Below are 17,481 nucleotides of genomic sequence, written 5' to 3'. Positions count from 1 at the left end.
TAGCCATCCTCAATAACTTTAAAATTCTCTTTGTTTCCTATACTTGATTGTTCATTTAAAAATTAAATTTTCACAATAGATATTATGAGCGATTTGCTAAAGCGTCTTGAAAGCCTATCACCAGAAAAACGAGAATTAGTTCTACAAAAACTCAAAAAGCAGCAGCGATCGCCCATACTCACATCGGTATCAAGGGAACAAAATCTTCCTTTGTCTTTTGCTCAACAAAGATTATGGTTTATTGACCAATTGGAGGGCGAAAATTGTGTCTATAATGTTCCGTTTTTCTGGCGAATTGAAGGTTTACTAAATATCAATGCTTTAGAAAAAGCCATTTTAGAAATTGTCCAGCGTCATGAGGTTTTACGCACTAGTTTTTCTATGGTTGATGAGTCACCTATACAGGTAATTCATGCTCATCCCCAAGTGAAAATACAGGTTATAGACTGGCGAGAAGTCCCAGAAGCAGAACAGTTAAGCAAGGCGCAACATTTAGCAATAACAGAATTACAACAGCCTTTTGATTTATCAAATCCGCCTTTACTGCGAGTCAAGCTGTTAAAACTAGGTGAAAAATCTCATCTGTTGCTATTGGTCATTCATCACATAGTTTGTGATGGTTGGTCAATGGATATTTTCCGTCAAGAATTGTTCACTCTCTACAAAGCTTTTTGTGCTGGGGAATCGTCTCCTTTACCAGCGTTGTCTCTACAATACGCCGATTTCGCCCACTGGCAAAGACAATACTTACAGGGAGAGGTACTGCAAAATCAACTCAATTACTGGCAAAAACAATTAGCCGATGTCCCACCACTGTTAGAATTACCGACAGATCAACCGCGTCCCTCAGTCCAGAGTTTTCGGGGAAGCAGTGAGTTTTTAGCAATCAATCAAGAACTAACACAAAAATTAAAGCGGTTAAGTCAGGAGTCAGGAACTACTTTGTTTATGACTTTACTGGCGGTATTTGCGCTATTACTGTCGCGCTACAGTAGACAAAAGGATATTGTCGTTGGTTCTGCGATCGCTAATCGTAATCGTAGAGAAATAGAACCATTAATTGGCTTTTTTGTCAATACATTGGCTTTGCGTACCAACCTAGAAGGAAATCCCAGTTTTATAGAATTGCTGCAAAGGGTGAAGCAAGTAACCCTCGATGCTTACGACCATCAAGACTTACCCTTTGAGAAACTAGTAGATGAGTTAGGATTAGAGCGATCGCTTTCTCATCATCCTCTATTTCAAGTCGCTTTTGGCTTACAAAGTGGAACTCCAGAGAAACTAGAAATTCCTGGTTTAACTCTCACCCGCTTTGAGTGGGAAAACACCACCACCCTATTTGATTTATCATTAATTTTCCGGGAAACTCCCCAAGGTTTAACAGGTGAATGGGAGTACGCAACAGATTTATTTGCAGCTGAAACTATCCAAGGGATGGTGAGACATTTTGAAGTCCTGCTGACGCAAATTATTGATAATCCTCATCAATCTATCAATCATCTATCCTTGCTGACTGAAGATGAAATTCAGCAACTACAAATTTGGAATCAAACTCAAACAGAATATCCTCAAGATAAAACTTTAGTTGATTTATTTGAAGAACAAGTTGCCAAAAATCCTGATAATTTGGCTGTGGTGTTTGAGTCTGAAAGTCTAACTTATCAACAATTAAATCAAAAAGCCGAGCAATTAGCTGATTATTTAATTGAAAATTACCAAATTCAACCAGATACATTAATAGGTATTTCTGTTGAACGATCATTAGAAATGATCATTGGTGTCCTTGGTATTCTCAAAGCTGGTGGTGCTTATGTACCAATTGACCCCAATTATCCCCAAGAACGGATTCGCTTCATGTTAGAAGATTCGGGAATATCGGTTTTATTAACTCAAAGTTTTTTAGTAGATAAATTACATTTAGATAGTTTAGAAAATCCTGTTGAAGTTGTTTATTTAGATGATGTTTCGTGCGAAGACGCAAAGACGCAAAGTAAAAAGCACAGAGAACTAAGTAAAAATCACGTTCGTCCTGATAATTTAGCTTATGTTATCTACACTTCTGGTTCTACTGGAAAACCAAAAGGTGTGATGATTGAGCATCAAGCCATTGTGAATTTAGCCTTGGGTTGGGTGGAAACATTTAAATTTCATCCCCACAGTCGTTTGCTGCAATTCGGTTCTTTTAGTTTTGATTTGTCTATTGGTGAAATTGCTACTGCTTTATCCGCAGGTGCTTGTTTATATCTAGCTCATCAAGAAACTTTATTACCTAGTCAAACCTTAGTTGATTTTTTAAATGAACACAAAATTACTCATCTTTTTTCACCACCATCGGCTTTAGCAACATTACCAAAAGCCAATCTCAGCAATTTACAATCCATCGGTGTTGGTGGTGAGGCTTGTCCGGCGGAATTAGTGAGTGAGTGGGGAACAGGACGACGTTTTTATAACTGCTATGGGCCGACGGAATGCACAGTTATTGCAGCAATATCTCCTTGTAAACCTAATGGCAAAAAACCATCAATTGGTAAACCTTCGCCCAATCTCCGGATTTATATTTTAGATGCAGACAATCAACTTTTACCCCCTGGAATCCCAGGGGAATTATCTGTGGCGGGAGTGGGTTTAGCAAGAGGTTATCTCAACCGTCCCGAAACTACAGCCGAGAGATTTATTGAAATTAGTTTATTTGGTAGAACTGAACGTATCTATAAAACAGGCGATTTAGCCAGATGGAACACTGACGGGAATTTAGAATATTTGGGACGGATTGATGAGCAAGTAAAATTGCGAGGCTTTAGAATTGAACTAGGAGAAATTGAAGCAATATTGTTACAACATCCATCAGTTCAAGAAGCGGTAGTAATTTTATATAAAACTGACAGCAACCCTAGATTAATTGCTTATATTACAGCAGCCGACAAATCAGTAAGTTTAGCAAGTCAACTTAGAGATTACCTGAAAGATCGCTTGCCTAATTATATGATTCCTAGCCAGATTATGGTTTTGGAAAAATTACCACTTACTGCTAATGGTAAGATAGACCGTCGAGCCTTACCAGAACCAAATACAGGTAATACTGCTGATTTGGAAATACCTGTAACTCCCACTGAAGAATTACTCGCTAGTTTATGGCAAAGTTTGTTAAAGGTTCAGTCTATTAGTCGTGGTGATAACTTCTTTGAACTGGGCGGAAATTCTTTATTAGCAACGCAATTAGTTACCCGAATTCGTGATAGTTTCAAAGTAGAACTACCTGTACGTAAGGTATTTGAGCAGAGTATTTTATCGGAATTAGCACGGGAAATTGATAAAGCATCTGCGAGTGTGATTCTACCTGCGATCGCACCCCAACCAAAAAATGAGCCGAAAACCCTATCTTTTGCCCAATCAAGACTTTGGTTTTTAGCCCAGTTGGAAGGTAAAGGAACATCGGCTACCTACAATATGCCGTTTGCACTCCAACTTGAAGGCCAACTCAATGTAGAGGCTCTGCGGCAAAGTTTAACCTATTTGCTAGAACGACATACCAGTTTACGCACTTATTTCCCAGCCTTAGAGGGAGAACCGCAAATAGTAGTTAAAGATATAGCAGATATAGAATTTCTGGAAATTGCTGATTTACAAGCACTCGATCCCAACACGCAAGCAGCAGCTGTACGCAGATTAGCTGATTACCATGCTCAAGAACCCTTTGACTTAAATACTGGCCCCCTGTTCAAAGCCAAACTACTACAATTAAGTGACCAGAAAAATGTCCTGCTAATTAATATGCACCACATTATCAGTGATGGCTGGTCAATGGGTGTGTTTAAACGGGAATGGGAAAAGGCATACAATGCTTATGCTGGGGGTTCTGAACCAAACTTGTTACCATTGCCAATTCAATACAGTGATTTTGCCGCCTGGCAACGTAGCTGGTTACAAGGAGAAACTTTAGCTACTCAGGAAAATTACTGGCAAAAACAACTGAGTGACGCACCGCGCTTACTAGATTTACCTACCGATTATCCCAGACCCGCCCAACAAAGTTATCAAGGTAAGGGATATAAACAGCGTTTAAGCAGTGAACTGACGTATAAACTCAAAGCTTTAAGTCAACAACAAGGGGTCAGTTTGTTTATGACCCTATTGACAGCCTTTAATATTTTATTATCGCGTTACAGTCGTGTAGAAGATATATGTGTTGGTACAGCGATCGCCAACCGTACCCATCGCGACACAGAAAGGTTAATCGGCTTTTTTGTCAATACTTTGGTATTGCGGAGCAAAATCAAGCCAGAGCAAGGATTTATTGACCTACTCCAACAAACCCGCCAAACTTGCTTAGAAGCTTATGCTCATCAAGACATTCCTTTTGAGTATTTGGTTGAAAAACTGCAACCAGAACGCAGCCTGAGCTATAATCCCTTATTCCAAGTGATGATAGTGTTGCAAAACCTGGAAGGTGCAGGGAAACACGTTAATTTAACCGGGCTGGAGATTCAAGAGTTTAAACAAAGCTATCCCTTTGCTAAGTTTGATTTGACACTAGACCTGTGGGACAAAGACGGTCAATTAGACTGTATGTGGGGATATGCCACCGATTTATTTAGGGCGGATACAATTGAGCGCATGGCAGGACATTTTGAAGTTCTGCTCACAGCAATCACCCAAAATCCTCAACAGGCTATCAGTACACTGCCCTTAATCACCACCAGAGAAATCCAGCAACTGCAACTCTGGAATCAAACAGAGGCAGATTATCCTCAAAATCATACCCTGGCGACTCTGTTTGCAGCACAAGTAGCAAAAACCCCCGATAAAATTGCAGTCGTCTTTGCTAATCACAGCCTGAGTTATCAAGAACTCAATCAAAAAGCTAATCAACTGGCGCATCATCTACGACAACTGACAAGTCAGTCTGAGCAACCATTGATGGCGATTTGTCTGGATCGTTCTTTGGAAATGCTTATTGGGTTATTTGCTATCCTCAAAGCTGGCGGGGCTTATGTACCAATTGATCCAACCTATCCCCAAGAACGCATACATTTAATGCTGGAAGATAGTAAGGCTCTGGTATTACTCACAACCAAATCCCTGAAACAGCAACTGTCTTTAGAGAAGCTCAAAAATACGACTCAAGTAGTATTTCTGGATGAAAAAACGTGGTGTGGGCAACCAACCGATGATCCCCCAATAACTAGTGATGATCATGATTTAGCCTATGTAATTTATACTTCAGGTTCTACAGGTAGACCCAAAGGAGTAGCGATCGCACATTCTAGTGCCGTCGCCTTTGTCAAATGGGCGCATTCAGTCTTTAGTGGAGAACAACTGGCAGGTGTTCTAGCATCCACATCTATTTGTTTCGACCTCTCGATTTTTGAAATTTTTGTTCCCTTGACTCAAGGTGGTAGCGTGATTTTAGTAGAAAATGCACTCTACATTGAGCAAGCAAATACCGGTTCTATACCAATAACTTTGATTAATACTGTACCGAGTGCTGCGGCGGAAATGCTGCATATGAATACGATTCCGTCCAGTGTGCAGGTAATTAATTTAGCTGGCGAACCATTAAAAAATAGTTTGGTACAGGCTTTATATCAAACCACAGCTGTCAAAGAAATTTATAACCTCTACGGCCCTACAGAAGATACAACTTACTCGACATTTACAAAAGTTGCCAAAAATGCCCAGGATGAGCCAAGTATAGGTAAGGCGATCGCCAACACTCGCATCTATATTTTAGATCAGTACAATCAACCCCTGCCCCCAGGAATACCAGGGGAACTCTGCATTGCTGGCGCAGGTTTAGCGCAGAGTTATTGGCATCGTCCTGAAACTACCGCCGAAAAATTTCTGCAAGTAGAATTATTTGGTAAAAGCGAGCGAATTTATAAAACTGGCGATTTAGCGCGTTGGCTACCTGATGGTAATCTGCAATATCTGGGACGAATCGATCACCAAGTCAAACTGCGTGGTTTTCGCATTGAATTAAGCGAAATAGAAGCTTCATTAGTTAAACATCCCCAAATTCAGGAAGCAGTTGTCATCGTGCGGGAAGATAGCGATACCTGCGTCACGCCTAACGACAAGCGCGATCGACAGCTAGTAGCTTATGTTGTTCCCACAGCTACAGACAATACTAGCCAAAGTGAACAAGTAGAATTGTGGGAACAAGTGTTTAACAATAGCTACTCTCAGTCATCTACCCCCACCCCTGATCCCACCCTGAATATAGTTGGTTGGAATGATAGCTACACAGGCCAACCCATTCCCCAAAGCGCGATGCAAGAATGGCGAGATACAACCGTTGAGCAAATTCTCGAACTGGCACCCCAAAAAGTCTGGGAAATTGGTTGCGGTTCAGGGATGTTATTGTTTAAAGTCGCGCCGCATTGTCAGCATTATCTTGGCACAGATTTGTCTGCGGAGGCATTGCAGTACATAGCACAACATCTAGAACAGCAGTCACTCCAAGACAAAGTTACCCTAAAACATAGCTCTGCTCACCAGTTCGATGGCATTGCAGCCAATGCTTTTGATTTGGTGATCATGAATTCTGTAATTCAATATTTCCCCTCTTGGGATTACTTGTTGTCAGTCATTGCAGGGGCAATTAACGCTACCAAGAATCAAGGCAAAATATTTATTGGGGATGTGCGAAATCTCCATTTATTAGAGGCTTTCCACACCGCCGCCGAATTTTATCGCGCCCCTGATGACTTATCAATTCAGGAATTGCGCCAACAGATTAAAAAAAGCATTCGCACCGAAGAAGAATTATTAATTGACCCTGATTTCTTTATCGCCCTCCAGCAAAGATTTCCTCGGATTAGTCACGTTCACATTCAATTGAAACGGGGTTACAGCCACACGGAAATGAGCCGTTTTCGTTATGACGTAGTTTTACATTTAGATCAGGTAGATGCTCCCTTAACCGAACCTGAATGGTTAGATTGGCACGAACAACAGTTGCATATAGAAACCATTGCCAGAATTTTAACAACTGAGCAACCAGATTTATTAGGGATTAAAAAGATTCCTAATGCCCGTCTCACTTCAGAAATGGCGTTGTTAGAACAAATTGCCCAATTAAATGGTACTGTCGCCGACTTAAAAACTGCGATCGCCCAAACCAAATCAGGCATAGAACCCGAAGCATTTCGTACTTTAGCGCGAGATTTGCCATATACGGTATTTATTCAATATAGCTCCACAGGATACGCCGATTATCATGTCGTTTTTCAACGGCATATCTCTGGAGAGGCAAAAACTACCCTTCGGGGTTCGTCAGTCGCTCATGGGGGAGACCTCCAAGACCGCGCTGACTCAGGGCGATTTGCTACCAAAGACGCTTGGCAATGGAAACCTTGGTCAGATTACGCCAATCAACCTTGCCAAGATCACAGCAGTCAAGTTGATCCAGCTTTATTGGCACAATGGCGCGATTTTATAAGTAACACTCTGCCTGATTATATGATTCCTAGCCATTTTGTGGTTTTGGATAAACTACCACTCACACCCAATGGCAAAATAGACCGTCAAGCCTTACCTGCACCAGACACAAAAGTTGCAGCCACAGATATTGAATTACCCTTAACGGAGACAGAAAAATCCCTGGCGCAGATATGGGCAAAGCTACTGAAATATGAAGTCATAGCTCGACAAGATCATTTCTTTAATTTGGGAGGACATTCATTACTGGCTACCCAACTGAGCTATCGCATCCGCGACACTTTCAATATAGAACTGCCACTGCGTCAAGTCTTTGAGACTCCCAACCTGATTGACTTGGCAAATTATATAGACAGCTGCCTCTGGCTGAACTCTGCCACAGCAGATATAGAAGCTTTAAATTCAGACGAAGAGGAAATCGAACTATGACCATGACACAAAATCAACAAGTAGTTTCTTTAATACTTCGTTTGCAGAATCTGGGCTGTCGAATTTGGGCTGAAGATGATAAGTTACGGATTCGTACTAGCAAAAATGCCCTGACGGCGGAACTCAAGCAGGAAATTCAAAATCACAAAGCCGAGATTCTCACCTTCTTAAAAGCTGCTAAAACGCAAGTTGTCTCAACAGCAGAAATTCCGGCTTTAAGTCCCGACTCTCCCAAACTGCTTTCCTTTGCACAACAACGCCTCTGGCTCTTAGCACAACTCCAGGGTTCATCAGCTATTTATAATATGCCGATCGCTCTCCAATTAAACGGCAAACTAGATATTGATGCCCTGCGCTCTAGTCTGGCTTATCTGCTCAATCGCCATGAGAGTCTGAGGATGTATTTTCCTACGGTGGCAGGAGAACCCCAAATAGCTTTAGGGACTGGGGACTGGGTACTAGGGACTGGGGACTGGGAAGAAGCTGGGGAGAAATTTTTACAATGTCCAAATATCCAAGATTTAATTGATGCTCATGCACAAGAACCCTTTGACTTAAATACTGGCCCTTTGTTTAAAGCCAAACTGCTGCAATTAGAAGGGGAAAAATCTGTGTTGGCAATTAATATGCACCACATTATCAGTGATGGCTGGTCAATGGGTGTATTTGTGCGGGAGTTACGGCAAGCTTACGCTGCTTATTCTCAAGGTCAAACGCCAAATCTGGCTCCCTTACCGATTCAATACAGTGACTATGCCCATTGGCAACGCCACTGGTTACAAGGGGAAGTATTAGAAAAGCAGATTAATTACTGGAAACAGCAACTCAGCGACGTTTCCCCATTACTAGAATTACCTACTGATTATTCTCGTCCTGCACAGCAAAGTTATCAAGGCGATCGCTATTGCTACTCTCTCTCACCGGAATTAACTGCGGCCGTTAATGCTTTTAGTCAACAACAAGGCGTAAGTCTATATATGACGTTGTTGGCTACGTTGAGTATTTTACTATCTCGTTACAGTCGCCAAGAAGACTTATGTATTGGTTCTCCCATTGCTAACCGCACCCATAGCCAAACGGAAGGGTTAATTGGCTTTTTTGTCAATACTTTGGTAATGCGTCAGCAAATCAAACCAGAGCAAAATTTTATTGAGTTCTTACAGCAAACTCGCCAAACTTGTTTAGATGCGTATGCTCATCAAGACGTTCCCTTTGAGGTGTTGGTAGAAAAGTTACGTCCAGAACGCAGTATGAGCTATAACCCCTTATTCCAAGTGATGTTGGCTCTAGAAAATAATGAAAGTCCAGATTTGGATTTATCAGGGTTAGACATTGAATTGCTGGGAGTCAAGGGTGCGATCGCTAAGTTTGACTTAACCCTATTGATCACTGAGTCTGACAACCAGTTAAATTGCACTTGGGAATACGCTACCGACTTATTTGCCAGGGCTACTATCCAACGAATGGCAGAACACTTTGAAGTGCTACTCAAGGGCATTCTTGATCATCCGCACCAATCAATCAATACTTTGCCTTTGATGACAGCAGCCGAACTACTACAACTACAATGCTGGAATCAAACTCAAACTGATTATCCTGAAGATCAAACTTTAATTGACTTATTTGAACAACAAGTTGCCAAAAATCCTCATCATATTGCTTTAGTTTTTGCATCTCAAAGCCTCACTTATCAGCAACTAAATCAAAAAGCCAACCAACTCGCGCATTATTTAATTCACAATCACCAAATTCAACCAGATACCCTCATTGGTATTAGTGTTGAGCGTTCCTTAGAAATGATTATTGGGTTATTGGGTATCCTCAAAGCCGGTGGTGCTTATGTACCGATTGACCCTAATTATCCCCCAGAAAGAATTCAGTTCATGTTAGAAGATTCTGGGATATCTATATTGTTAAGCCAAAGCTTTCTCTTACACAAATTACCATTAACTGAACTGACCAACTCCCTACAAGTAATTTGTTTAGATGCAGAAAATTTTACTGGAGAATCAACAGCAAATCCCACTCCTCAAAGTACGCCCGATCATTTAGCTTATGTAATTTACACCTCTGGTTCAACGGGTAGACCTAAAGGTGTAATGATTGAGCATCGAGGATTGGTAAATCTGACTTTGGCAGTTGATGAAGTCTTGCAAATTCAACCCCAAAGCCGTGTCCTGCAATTTGCTTCTTTCAGTTTCGATGCTTCCATGTGGGAAATTGCGACTACCTTGAGTGCGGGTGCTTGTTTATATCTAGCCCAAAAATATACCTTGTCACCTAGTCAAGACTTAGTCAACTTTTTAGAAGCGTGCCAAATTTCCCACGTCACTCTACCCCCTTCAGTTTTATCTCTCTTACCCCAAGCCACCTTACCTGATTTGCAAGTTTTGGTGACTGGGGGTGAAACTTGCCCTACAGAATTAGTTACCCGATGGGCAAAAGAACGGCGTTTTTTCAATGGCTACGGGCCTACGGAATCTACAGTTTGTGCCAGCATTGCTCTTTGTCAACCCAATGGTAAAAAACCGCTTATTGGTAAACCATTATCTAATCTTCGCATCTATCTTTTAGATGCACAAAATCAACCTTTACCCCCAGGAATACCAGGAGAATTGTGCATTGCTGGAGTTGGTTTAGCCAGAGGTTATCTAAATCGTCCCCAAACTACTGCTCAAAAATTTCTGGAAGTGGAATTATTCGGTAAAGTTGAGCGCATTTATAAAACTGGTGATTTAGCCAGATGGCGAGATGATGGCAATTTAGAATATCTGGGGCGCATTGACGAGCAGGTAAAATTACGCGGTTTTAGAATTGAATTAGGTGAAATTGAGTCACTATTATTACAACATCCATCTGTGGAAGAAGCGGTTGTCACTTTATATAAAACGGAGAGCAACCAAAGTTTAATTGCTTATGTAATGGGAATTGATGATGATTTTTGTAGTGATTTGAAAAAATATCTCAAATCAAGAGTACCTGAATACATGATTCCTACTCAGATCATTGTCTTAGATGAATTACCTTTAACTCCTAATGGCAAAACAGACCGTAAAGCTTTACCTACTCCTCATTTTACGGTGACGAATTTACATACAGCACCACGCAACGCAGTTGAACAACAATTAGAGAAGGTTTGGTCTGCTGTACTCGAACGTCAAAAAATTGGTATTCATGATAACTTTTTTGATTTGGGTGGACATTCTTTATTAGCCATCAAATTACTTAATCATATTCAAGAAGTATTTGGACAAAAACTGGCTTTAAGCAGTTTATTTCAAAATCCAACCATTGCTCAATTAGCCGAACAACTCTCTGATAGTCAGGTACGAAAATCTCATTCCGATTTGCTTTCACTCCAGCCTCAAGGAAATGCCACTCCTCTATTTTGTGTACCTGGTGCTAACGGACATGGTTTCTATTTTCAAGATTTGGCTGTCAACTTAGAAAATCATCCAGTCTATAGTCTAGAAACTCCAGGGAGAGATGGAATTAATAAGGTTCCAAAGTCAGTAGAGCTTCATGCTAGTCAACTCCTAAAATTACTACGTCAGCAGCAAGCAAAAAGTCCATACATATTAGCAGGATATTCATCAGGTTGTGCTGTCGCTTTTGAAATGGCTGCCCAACTAGAACAGCAAGGTGAAAAGGTAGAATTACTAGTTATCTTAGATTCTGGATTGGTAATTCACCCTGAATATTTAACTAATAGGGCAGAGATTGATTGGATTTGGCAATTAATCCAACGAGTTGAAGCTGTCAAGGGAATTCCTCTGGGTATAACATACGCTGATTTAACTGCTCAAAGTGATGACCAAGCCCGTTGGGATTTAGCGGCAGAGTATTTATACAAAAAGAATGTCTTACCAGAATACTCAAGTCTTGATTTACTCAAAACCAATATGCAGGTCATGATACAGCTGACAATTAATTACGCAAATTATCAGCCTCGTCATCAAATTGCTGCGCCAATTGTTTTATTCCGCGCCTCAGAAGTGCATGAAATTGTTTTGCAAGAACTCCGAGCTATTTCTAATTACGAGCTATCGGATTGGGGATGGCAAGCATATACTCAAAACCCCGTCAAAGTCGTATCTGTACCAGGAAACCACGGTCGAATGCTTTATGAACCGAATGTAAAAATCTTAGCCTCGCAATTACGGTTAATGATCACTTAATTAACCTATCAATTAACTACAATCATTAACCTAATTTGCTGAATTGTAAATTTAAATTGGTATAAAAAAATGCAAACTCTTCCGATCAAAATTTACGATGAAACCCTGCGGGATGGAGAACAACAAGTAGACATTTTCTTCTCATATCCCAATAAACACAAACTTGCCCGTCTGATTGCACAAACAGGAGTTGATGGATTTGCCATCATGCCGAGTGTCTGCGAACAAGAAGCAGAGCTACTCGAATCCTTAGTATTAGAGGGATGGGACGAGCTGATTACGGCTGATACGATGATGGGAAAAGAACACATTGATCAGGCAAAAAGCTACGGTGTAAAACGCCTGATTCTATTCCATGCAGTTTCTGATCGACTGCTGTTTTTACGCAATCCCCAAGTTCGCCTCATGAGTGAATTTCAAGGGAAAACTATTGATGACGATATCCCATCCCACATCATCAATAAGATTCGTCAAGATGCTCTTGATGTGATTGTAGAGAATCTCCACTACGCTACAAACGTGGCTGGAATGAGAGTAGATTTTGCGGCGGAAGATGCTTCTAGAGCCGATTTTGACTTTTTAGTAGAATGTATTCGCTCGTGCAGTCCTTATATCGAAAACTTCTTACTGTGCGATACGGTGGGGGTACTTAATCCAGACAAAAGTTATATCTGGATTAATGATTTACTCCAATCTACCGCAGGGGTAGCGTTGGGAGTACATTATCACAACGATATGGGCTTGGCTTTAGAAAATACTCTCCAGTCTCTGATGGCGGGAGCTACTTTAGTGTCGGGGACATTTTGTGGTTTGGGAGAACGAGCCGGAAATGTTGCGCTTGAGCAGGTATTGGATGGGTTGCGAGTCCGGTTTGGCATTGAGGTAGAGGGGATCGACTACGACGAAATTACCAAAGTGACTAACTATATTCAGCAAATGGGGATTCGTCCTGCACCACCCTATTCTCAAACTGCACAAAGTCACGAATCAGGTATCCATGTCAATTCTTTGTTTCGTGACCCCAAAAGCTATGCCATATTTCCTCACAACAAGATAGATGTAGTATTTGGGAAATGGAGTGGAGTCAGTAATTTCCAATATCTATTTGAAAAGCAATTACAAAATCCTCAACCTAGACAAAAGTATGAGAAAATGCGTTCTGTAATCAAATCTCTGGCAGCAGAACAAGAACGCTATTTTACAGCTAACGAAGTCTTAAAACTATGGAAAGATGGTATCTTTGAATAATCTACTGTGCTGATTGACAACTTAAAATTACCCATAGTTCAATACTCAAGATAATGTTGGCGAACACCTAAATAGTTCGTCAACCTTGAGTATTGATAGAGATATTTTGTCAAATTTTTGTTGGTGTAGCTTTGCTTTGACGCTGACACCAGGCTCATATCTATTAGCATTATTTGATTGATATCTATTATCTAAAGGAAAAAATAAATTTACCCTTATCCAAATGCAAGCTACAACTTTTATTAATAACTCTGGGAAAGATAATTCTGCTACGGAAGCTAATAATTTTTGGCAAAATTTCCAGACGATCATCGGCCCCTATTGGTATCCTAAAGATGCCAACGAGCGCGCATTTTCAGATGTGATTCGCACATGGGGAATGCTCGCTCTCTTAATCATATTAATTGTTGCGCTTGTGGCGGTCACGGTTTTTAATAGCTTTGTTAGCCGCTATTTACTAGATGTGATTACTGTTGACAAAGATGCCAAAAAATTCACTGAACTGTTATTGCTTTATGGGGCTGCTCTCATTGTGGTAACGTTTTTAGTAGGCATTTCTAAGTTTGTTAGAAAGAAAATAGCTCTAGATTGGTATCAATGGCTTAACGACCAGATTTTAGCAAAATATTTCAAGAAGCGGGCCTATTATAAAATAAATTTTAAATCAGATATTAACAATCCCGATCAACAGATATCACAAGAAATCGAGCCTTTGACTAAAGATTTTTTGAGTTTCTCAGCTACGTTTTTAGAAAAAGTTCTAGAAATGACAGCTTTTTTAGTCCTGTTGTGGACTCTGTCCAGTTTTGTGGCAATTGCTTTGGTTTGTTACACTGTAATTGGTAACTTAATTGCGATTTATTTGGCACAGGAATTAAACAAAATTAAACAAGAGGAAGTTGAATCATCAGCAGATTATACATACAGTTTAACTCATGTTCGCAATCATGCAGAATCAATAGCTTTTTTCCAGGGAGAAGAGGAAGAATTAGACATAGTTAAGCGTAGATTCAATAAGATTGTGCAAAGTGTTAAACGTAAGATAGATTGGGAGAGAAGTCAGGACATCTTTAATCGAGGATATCAGGCGGTTATTCAAATATTTCCATTTATAGTATTTGGGCCTTTACAGATTCAAGGGGACATTGATTTCGGCACACTTTCTCAAGCGGCTTTAGCTTGTAATCTGTTCGCCACGGCGATGGCAGAATTAATCAGAGAATTTGCCACTTCAGGACGTTTTTCTAGTTATATTGAACGTTTAGTGGAACTGTCGAATGCCTTAGCAATTGTTACTAAAGAACCAGAGAATGTCAGCATCATTAAAACCGTAGAAGAAAAGCGACTAGCTTTTGAAAATGTCACACTACAAACACCCAATTATGAGCAGGTAATTGTCGAAGAATTGTCTCTATCTGTGCAACCAGGAGAGGGTCTGTTGATTGTAGGGCCGAGTGGTCGCGGAAAAAGTTCTTTATTGAGAGCGATCGCAGGTTTATGGAACTCAGGAAGTGGTCGTGTGGTGAGGCCTCCTTTAGAAGAAGTATTGTTTTTACCTCAACGTCCTTACATCATTTTAGGGACTTTGCGTGAACAGTTACTCTATCCGCATACGAAACGCAAAATGAGCGATCGCGAACTAGAAGCTATTTTGCAACAAGTTAATCTAGAAAACTTATTAAGTCGCATCAATGGCTTTGATACAGAACTTCCTTGGGAAAATATCCTCTCATTAGGAGAACAACAACGTCTAGCATTTGCACGCTTATTAGTGACCCGTCCTAGCTTCACGATTTTAGACGAAGCTACGAGTGCTTTAGACTTACATAATGAAGGTAATTTATATCAACAATTACAACAGACAAACACAACATTCATTAGCGTCGGACATCGAGAAAGCTTATTTAACTACCATCAGTGGGTATTGGAACTTGCACACGATTCTACTTGGCGACTTTTGACTGTAGAGGAATATCGCCAGCAAAAAGCACCAGAGATTGCTACTGATATCTTTGCAACTGCAAATATCACAATAGATTTGACACCTAATAGTCAATCTACCATGCAACCAGAAACATTAAATATATCCCCTGAAAATGCAGAAGTTACCACAGATTCTGCGACTGATGAAGAATCCATAAATTCACCAGAAATAGCAGTAGTAGATATAGCTACAAATGTAGGACTTTCTCATCAGGAAATGCAAAAGTTAACTAACTATTCACTGGGGACTGTGAGAAGTAAAGCTAGCAAAGGTCAACCCATTGCTGCTAAAGATGGTTTTACCTACCGCTATAATAAAGATGCAAAGGTTATGAAGTGGCTCAAGGTATTTGAGTGAGCTGATAACCATGAAATTTCGTAATATCTTAAATGTCTTAAATGTCCTTGCTTATACGAAAATTTGCTGTTATACCTTAAGTGACTAACAAAAATTCCTCAGAGGAAAACAGCAATGTCCACAAAAATACCAAAATTAGGAAATAACGACGCAATGCCATTCTTTACCCGTTTCTTGGTAGAAGAAGAGCCACCAGAAACACCAGAACCAGAGCCAACACCACCACCAATCTGGACTTTTAAGTGGCCTTCTGACTGGGAAGATCGCTAGATATAGTAAATTCACAAGTGAAAAAAATAGCAGGTTCAAATAGCTCGACACTGCTGATTCAAGTATTAACAATAGTTAGGCGATCGCTGCTACTTTAACAGTAAACAGTGAACAGTAAACTGTGTTGGGTAAAATCACATTTGGGAAGCACCAAACTAATTGGTGAAAAGCGTTGCTGCATCCGCCAAATACATCACTAGACGCTGTTATAACTGATAACTGATGACTGTCTTAATATCCCCGAATTCTCACATCTAGGCAAGCTACTATGCCGATGTCTATAAGAAGTCGGGGATTTAAAATGAAGCAGCTACAAATTTAAATAAAAAAGTTTTTATGGATAAATGGGGGTTGTTGTTTGGAGTATGAGATTTTATCGTCACACCATCTGTAAATATGTGTTTTGAAAAATTAACCCTATAGGCCAGTAGGGGATGTTGAAGCAAAATTGAGACTTGCTTAATGCGGCCGCGATCGCTGATATTCTGATTCTATAGTCACCAACAACAAACTAATTTAATGAAAATCGTATATTTATGACAGTATTAATAATTACATATAGTAATGACAATGACAGCATTCCTCTAGTCATCAAAGCTATTGAATCTCAAGGCGAAAAAGCATTTCGCTTTGATACTGATAGATATCCTACGGAAGTGAAACTGGATATTTACCAAGGCGACACAGAACGGGTAATTATTACTGACGGTGAACAGCAACTGGATTTAAACGAGGTGTCCTCGGTTTGGTATCGGCGGATGCGTTACGGGGAGAGAATTCCCGACACGATGGACAAGCAATATAAAGAAGCATCAATTAAAGAATCTCGCGCCACGGTTCGCGGTATGATTGCTAGTCTTCCAGGCTTTCACCTTGATCAAATGTCAAATGTGGAACGAACTCATAACAAACAACTACAGTTGCAAGTAGCACGAAAATTAGGACTGCTGACTCCACGCACTCTGACTACTAATAATCCAGAAGCAGTTAAGCAATTTGCGTTAGATTGTCATCAACAAGGTATCGTCACAAAAATGCTTTCCTCCTTTGCTATTTTTGGCGAACAGGGAGAGCAGTTTTTTGTATTCACAAGTCCAGTTACAGATGAGGATTTAAAAAATCTGGAAGGACTACGTTTTTGTCCGATGACATTTCAAGAAAACATCCCCAAGGCTTTAGAGTTGCGGATAACTATTGTTGGACATCGTGTATTTACCGCCGCCGTAGATTCCCAAAATTGTGCCGGTGCTAATTATGACTGGCGTAAACAAGGAAGAGCATTAAAAGACGCTTGGAAACCCTATGATTTACCTGAAAATATTGAGAAAAAGCTCCTACAAATGATGGCTAATTTTAGTTTAAACTATGGGGCAATTGATATGATTGTCACACCAGATGGTCAATATGTATTTTTGGAACTTAACCCCGTGGGGGAATTTTTCTGGCTAGAGATTTTTGCACCACACTTTCCCATTTCCCAGGCGATCGCAGAAGTTCTCCTGACAGGTAAAAATTAGGATTTTAAGTTTGATCATCATTAAATTTCCTAACTACCTTGGCTACTGCTAGTTAGGT

General features: G+C 40.3%; 6 protein-coding genes. All 6 read left to right on the top strand.

Features of this window, described 5'->3' with window-relative positions:
• Nucleotides 1–84: 84 nt before the first annotated feature.
• The 6 genes from CLI64_RS21695 (at nucleotide 85) to CLI64_RS21670 (ending at nucleotide 17,423) form a co-directional block, all read left to right on the top strand.
• Nucleotides 85–7,869 carry a non-ribosomal peptide synthetase gene (locus tag CLI64_RS21695; protein ID WP_103139159.1) on the top strand — a complete coding sequence of 2,595 codons (7,785 nt, stop codon included), beginning with the start codon at nucleotides 85–87 and terminating at the stop codon, nucleotides 7,867–7,869.
• The gene (locus CLI64_RS21690) at nucleotides 7,866–12,047 is read left to right on the top strand and encodes a non-ribosomal peptide synthetase (RefSeq protein WP_103139158.1); all 4,182 of its coding nucleotides are present in this window, start codon (nucleotides 7,866–7,868) and stop codon (nucleotides 12,045–12,047) included. The genes CLI64_RS21695 and CLI64_RS21690 overlap by 4 nt, the downstream gene beginning before the upstream one ends.
• 69 nt (nucleotides 12,048–12,116) lie before the next feature.
• On the top strand, nucleotides 12,117–13,295 hold the full coding sequence (locus tag CLI64_RS21685) for a 2-isopropylmalate synthase (RefSeq protein ID WP_103139157.1): 1,179 nt from the start codon (nucleotides 12,117–12,119) through the stop codon (nucleotides 13,293–13,295).
• 223 nt (nucleotides 13,296–13,518) lie between these two features.
• A complete protein-coding gene (locus tag CLI64_RS21680; RefSeq protein ID WP_103139156.1) occupies nucleotides 13,519–15,636 on the top strand; it encodes an ABC transporter ATP-binding protein/permease in 2,118 nt (705 codons plus the stop codon).
• Between the two features lie 114 nt (nucleotides 15,637–15,750).
• Nucleotides 15,751–15,906 (top strand): microviridin/marinostatin family tricyclic proteinase inhibitor, encoded by a 156-nt coding sequence (locus CLI64_RS21675; RefSeq protein ID WP_103139155.1) that lies wholly within the window; start codon nucleotides 15,751–15,753, stop codon nucleotides 15,904–15,906.
• A gap of 536 nt (nucleotides 15,907–16,442) precedes the next feature.
• On the top strand, nucleotides 16,443–17,423 hold the full coding sequence (locus CLI64_RS21670) for an MvdD family ATP-grasp ribosomal peptide maturase (protein WP_103139154.1): 981 nt from the start codon (nucleotides 16,443–16,445) through the stop codon (nucleotides 17,421–17,423).
• Nucleotides 17,424–17,481 lie beyond the last annotated feature (58 nt).

This window comes from Nostoc sp. CENA543 (assembly GCF_002896875.1).
Lineage (GTDB): Bacteria > Cyanobacteriota > Cyanobacteriia > Cyanobacteriales > Nostocaceae > Trichormus.
The sequence above is the reverse complement of the archived record's forward strand: the minus strand, read 5'-3'. Positions and strand labels throughout refer to the sequence as shown.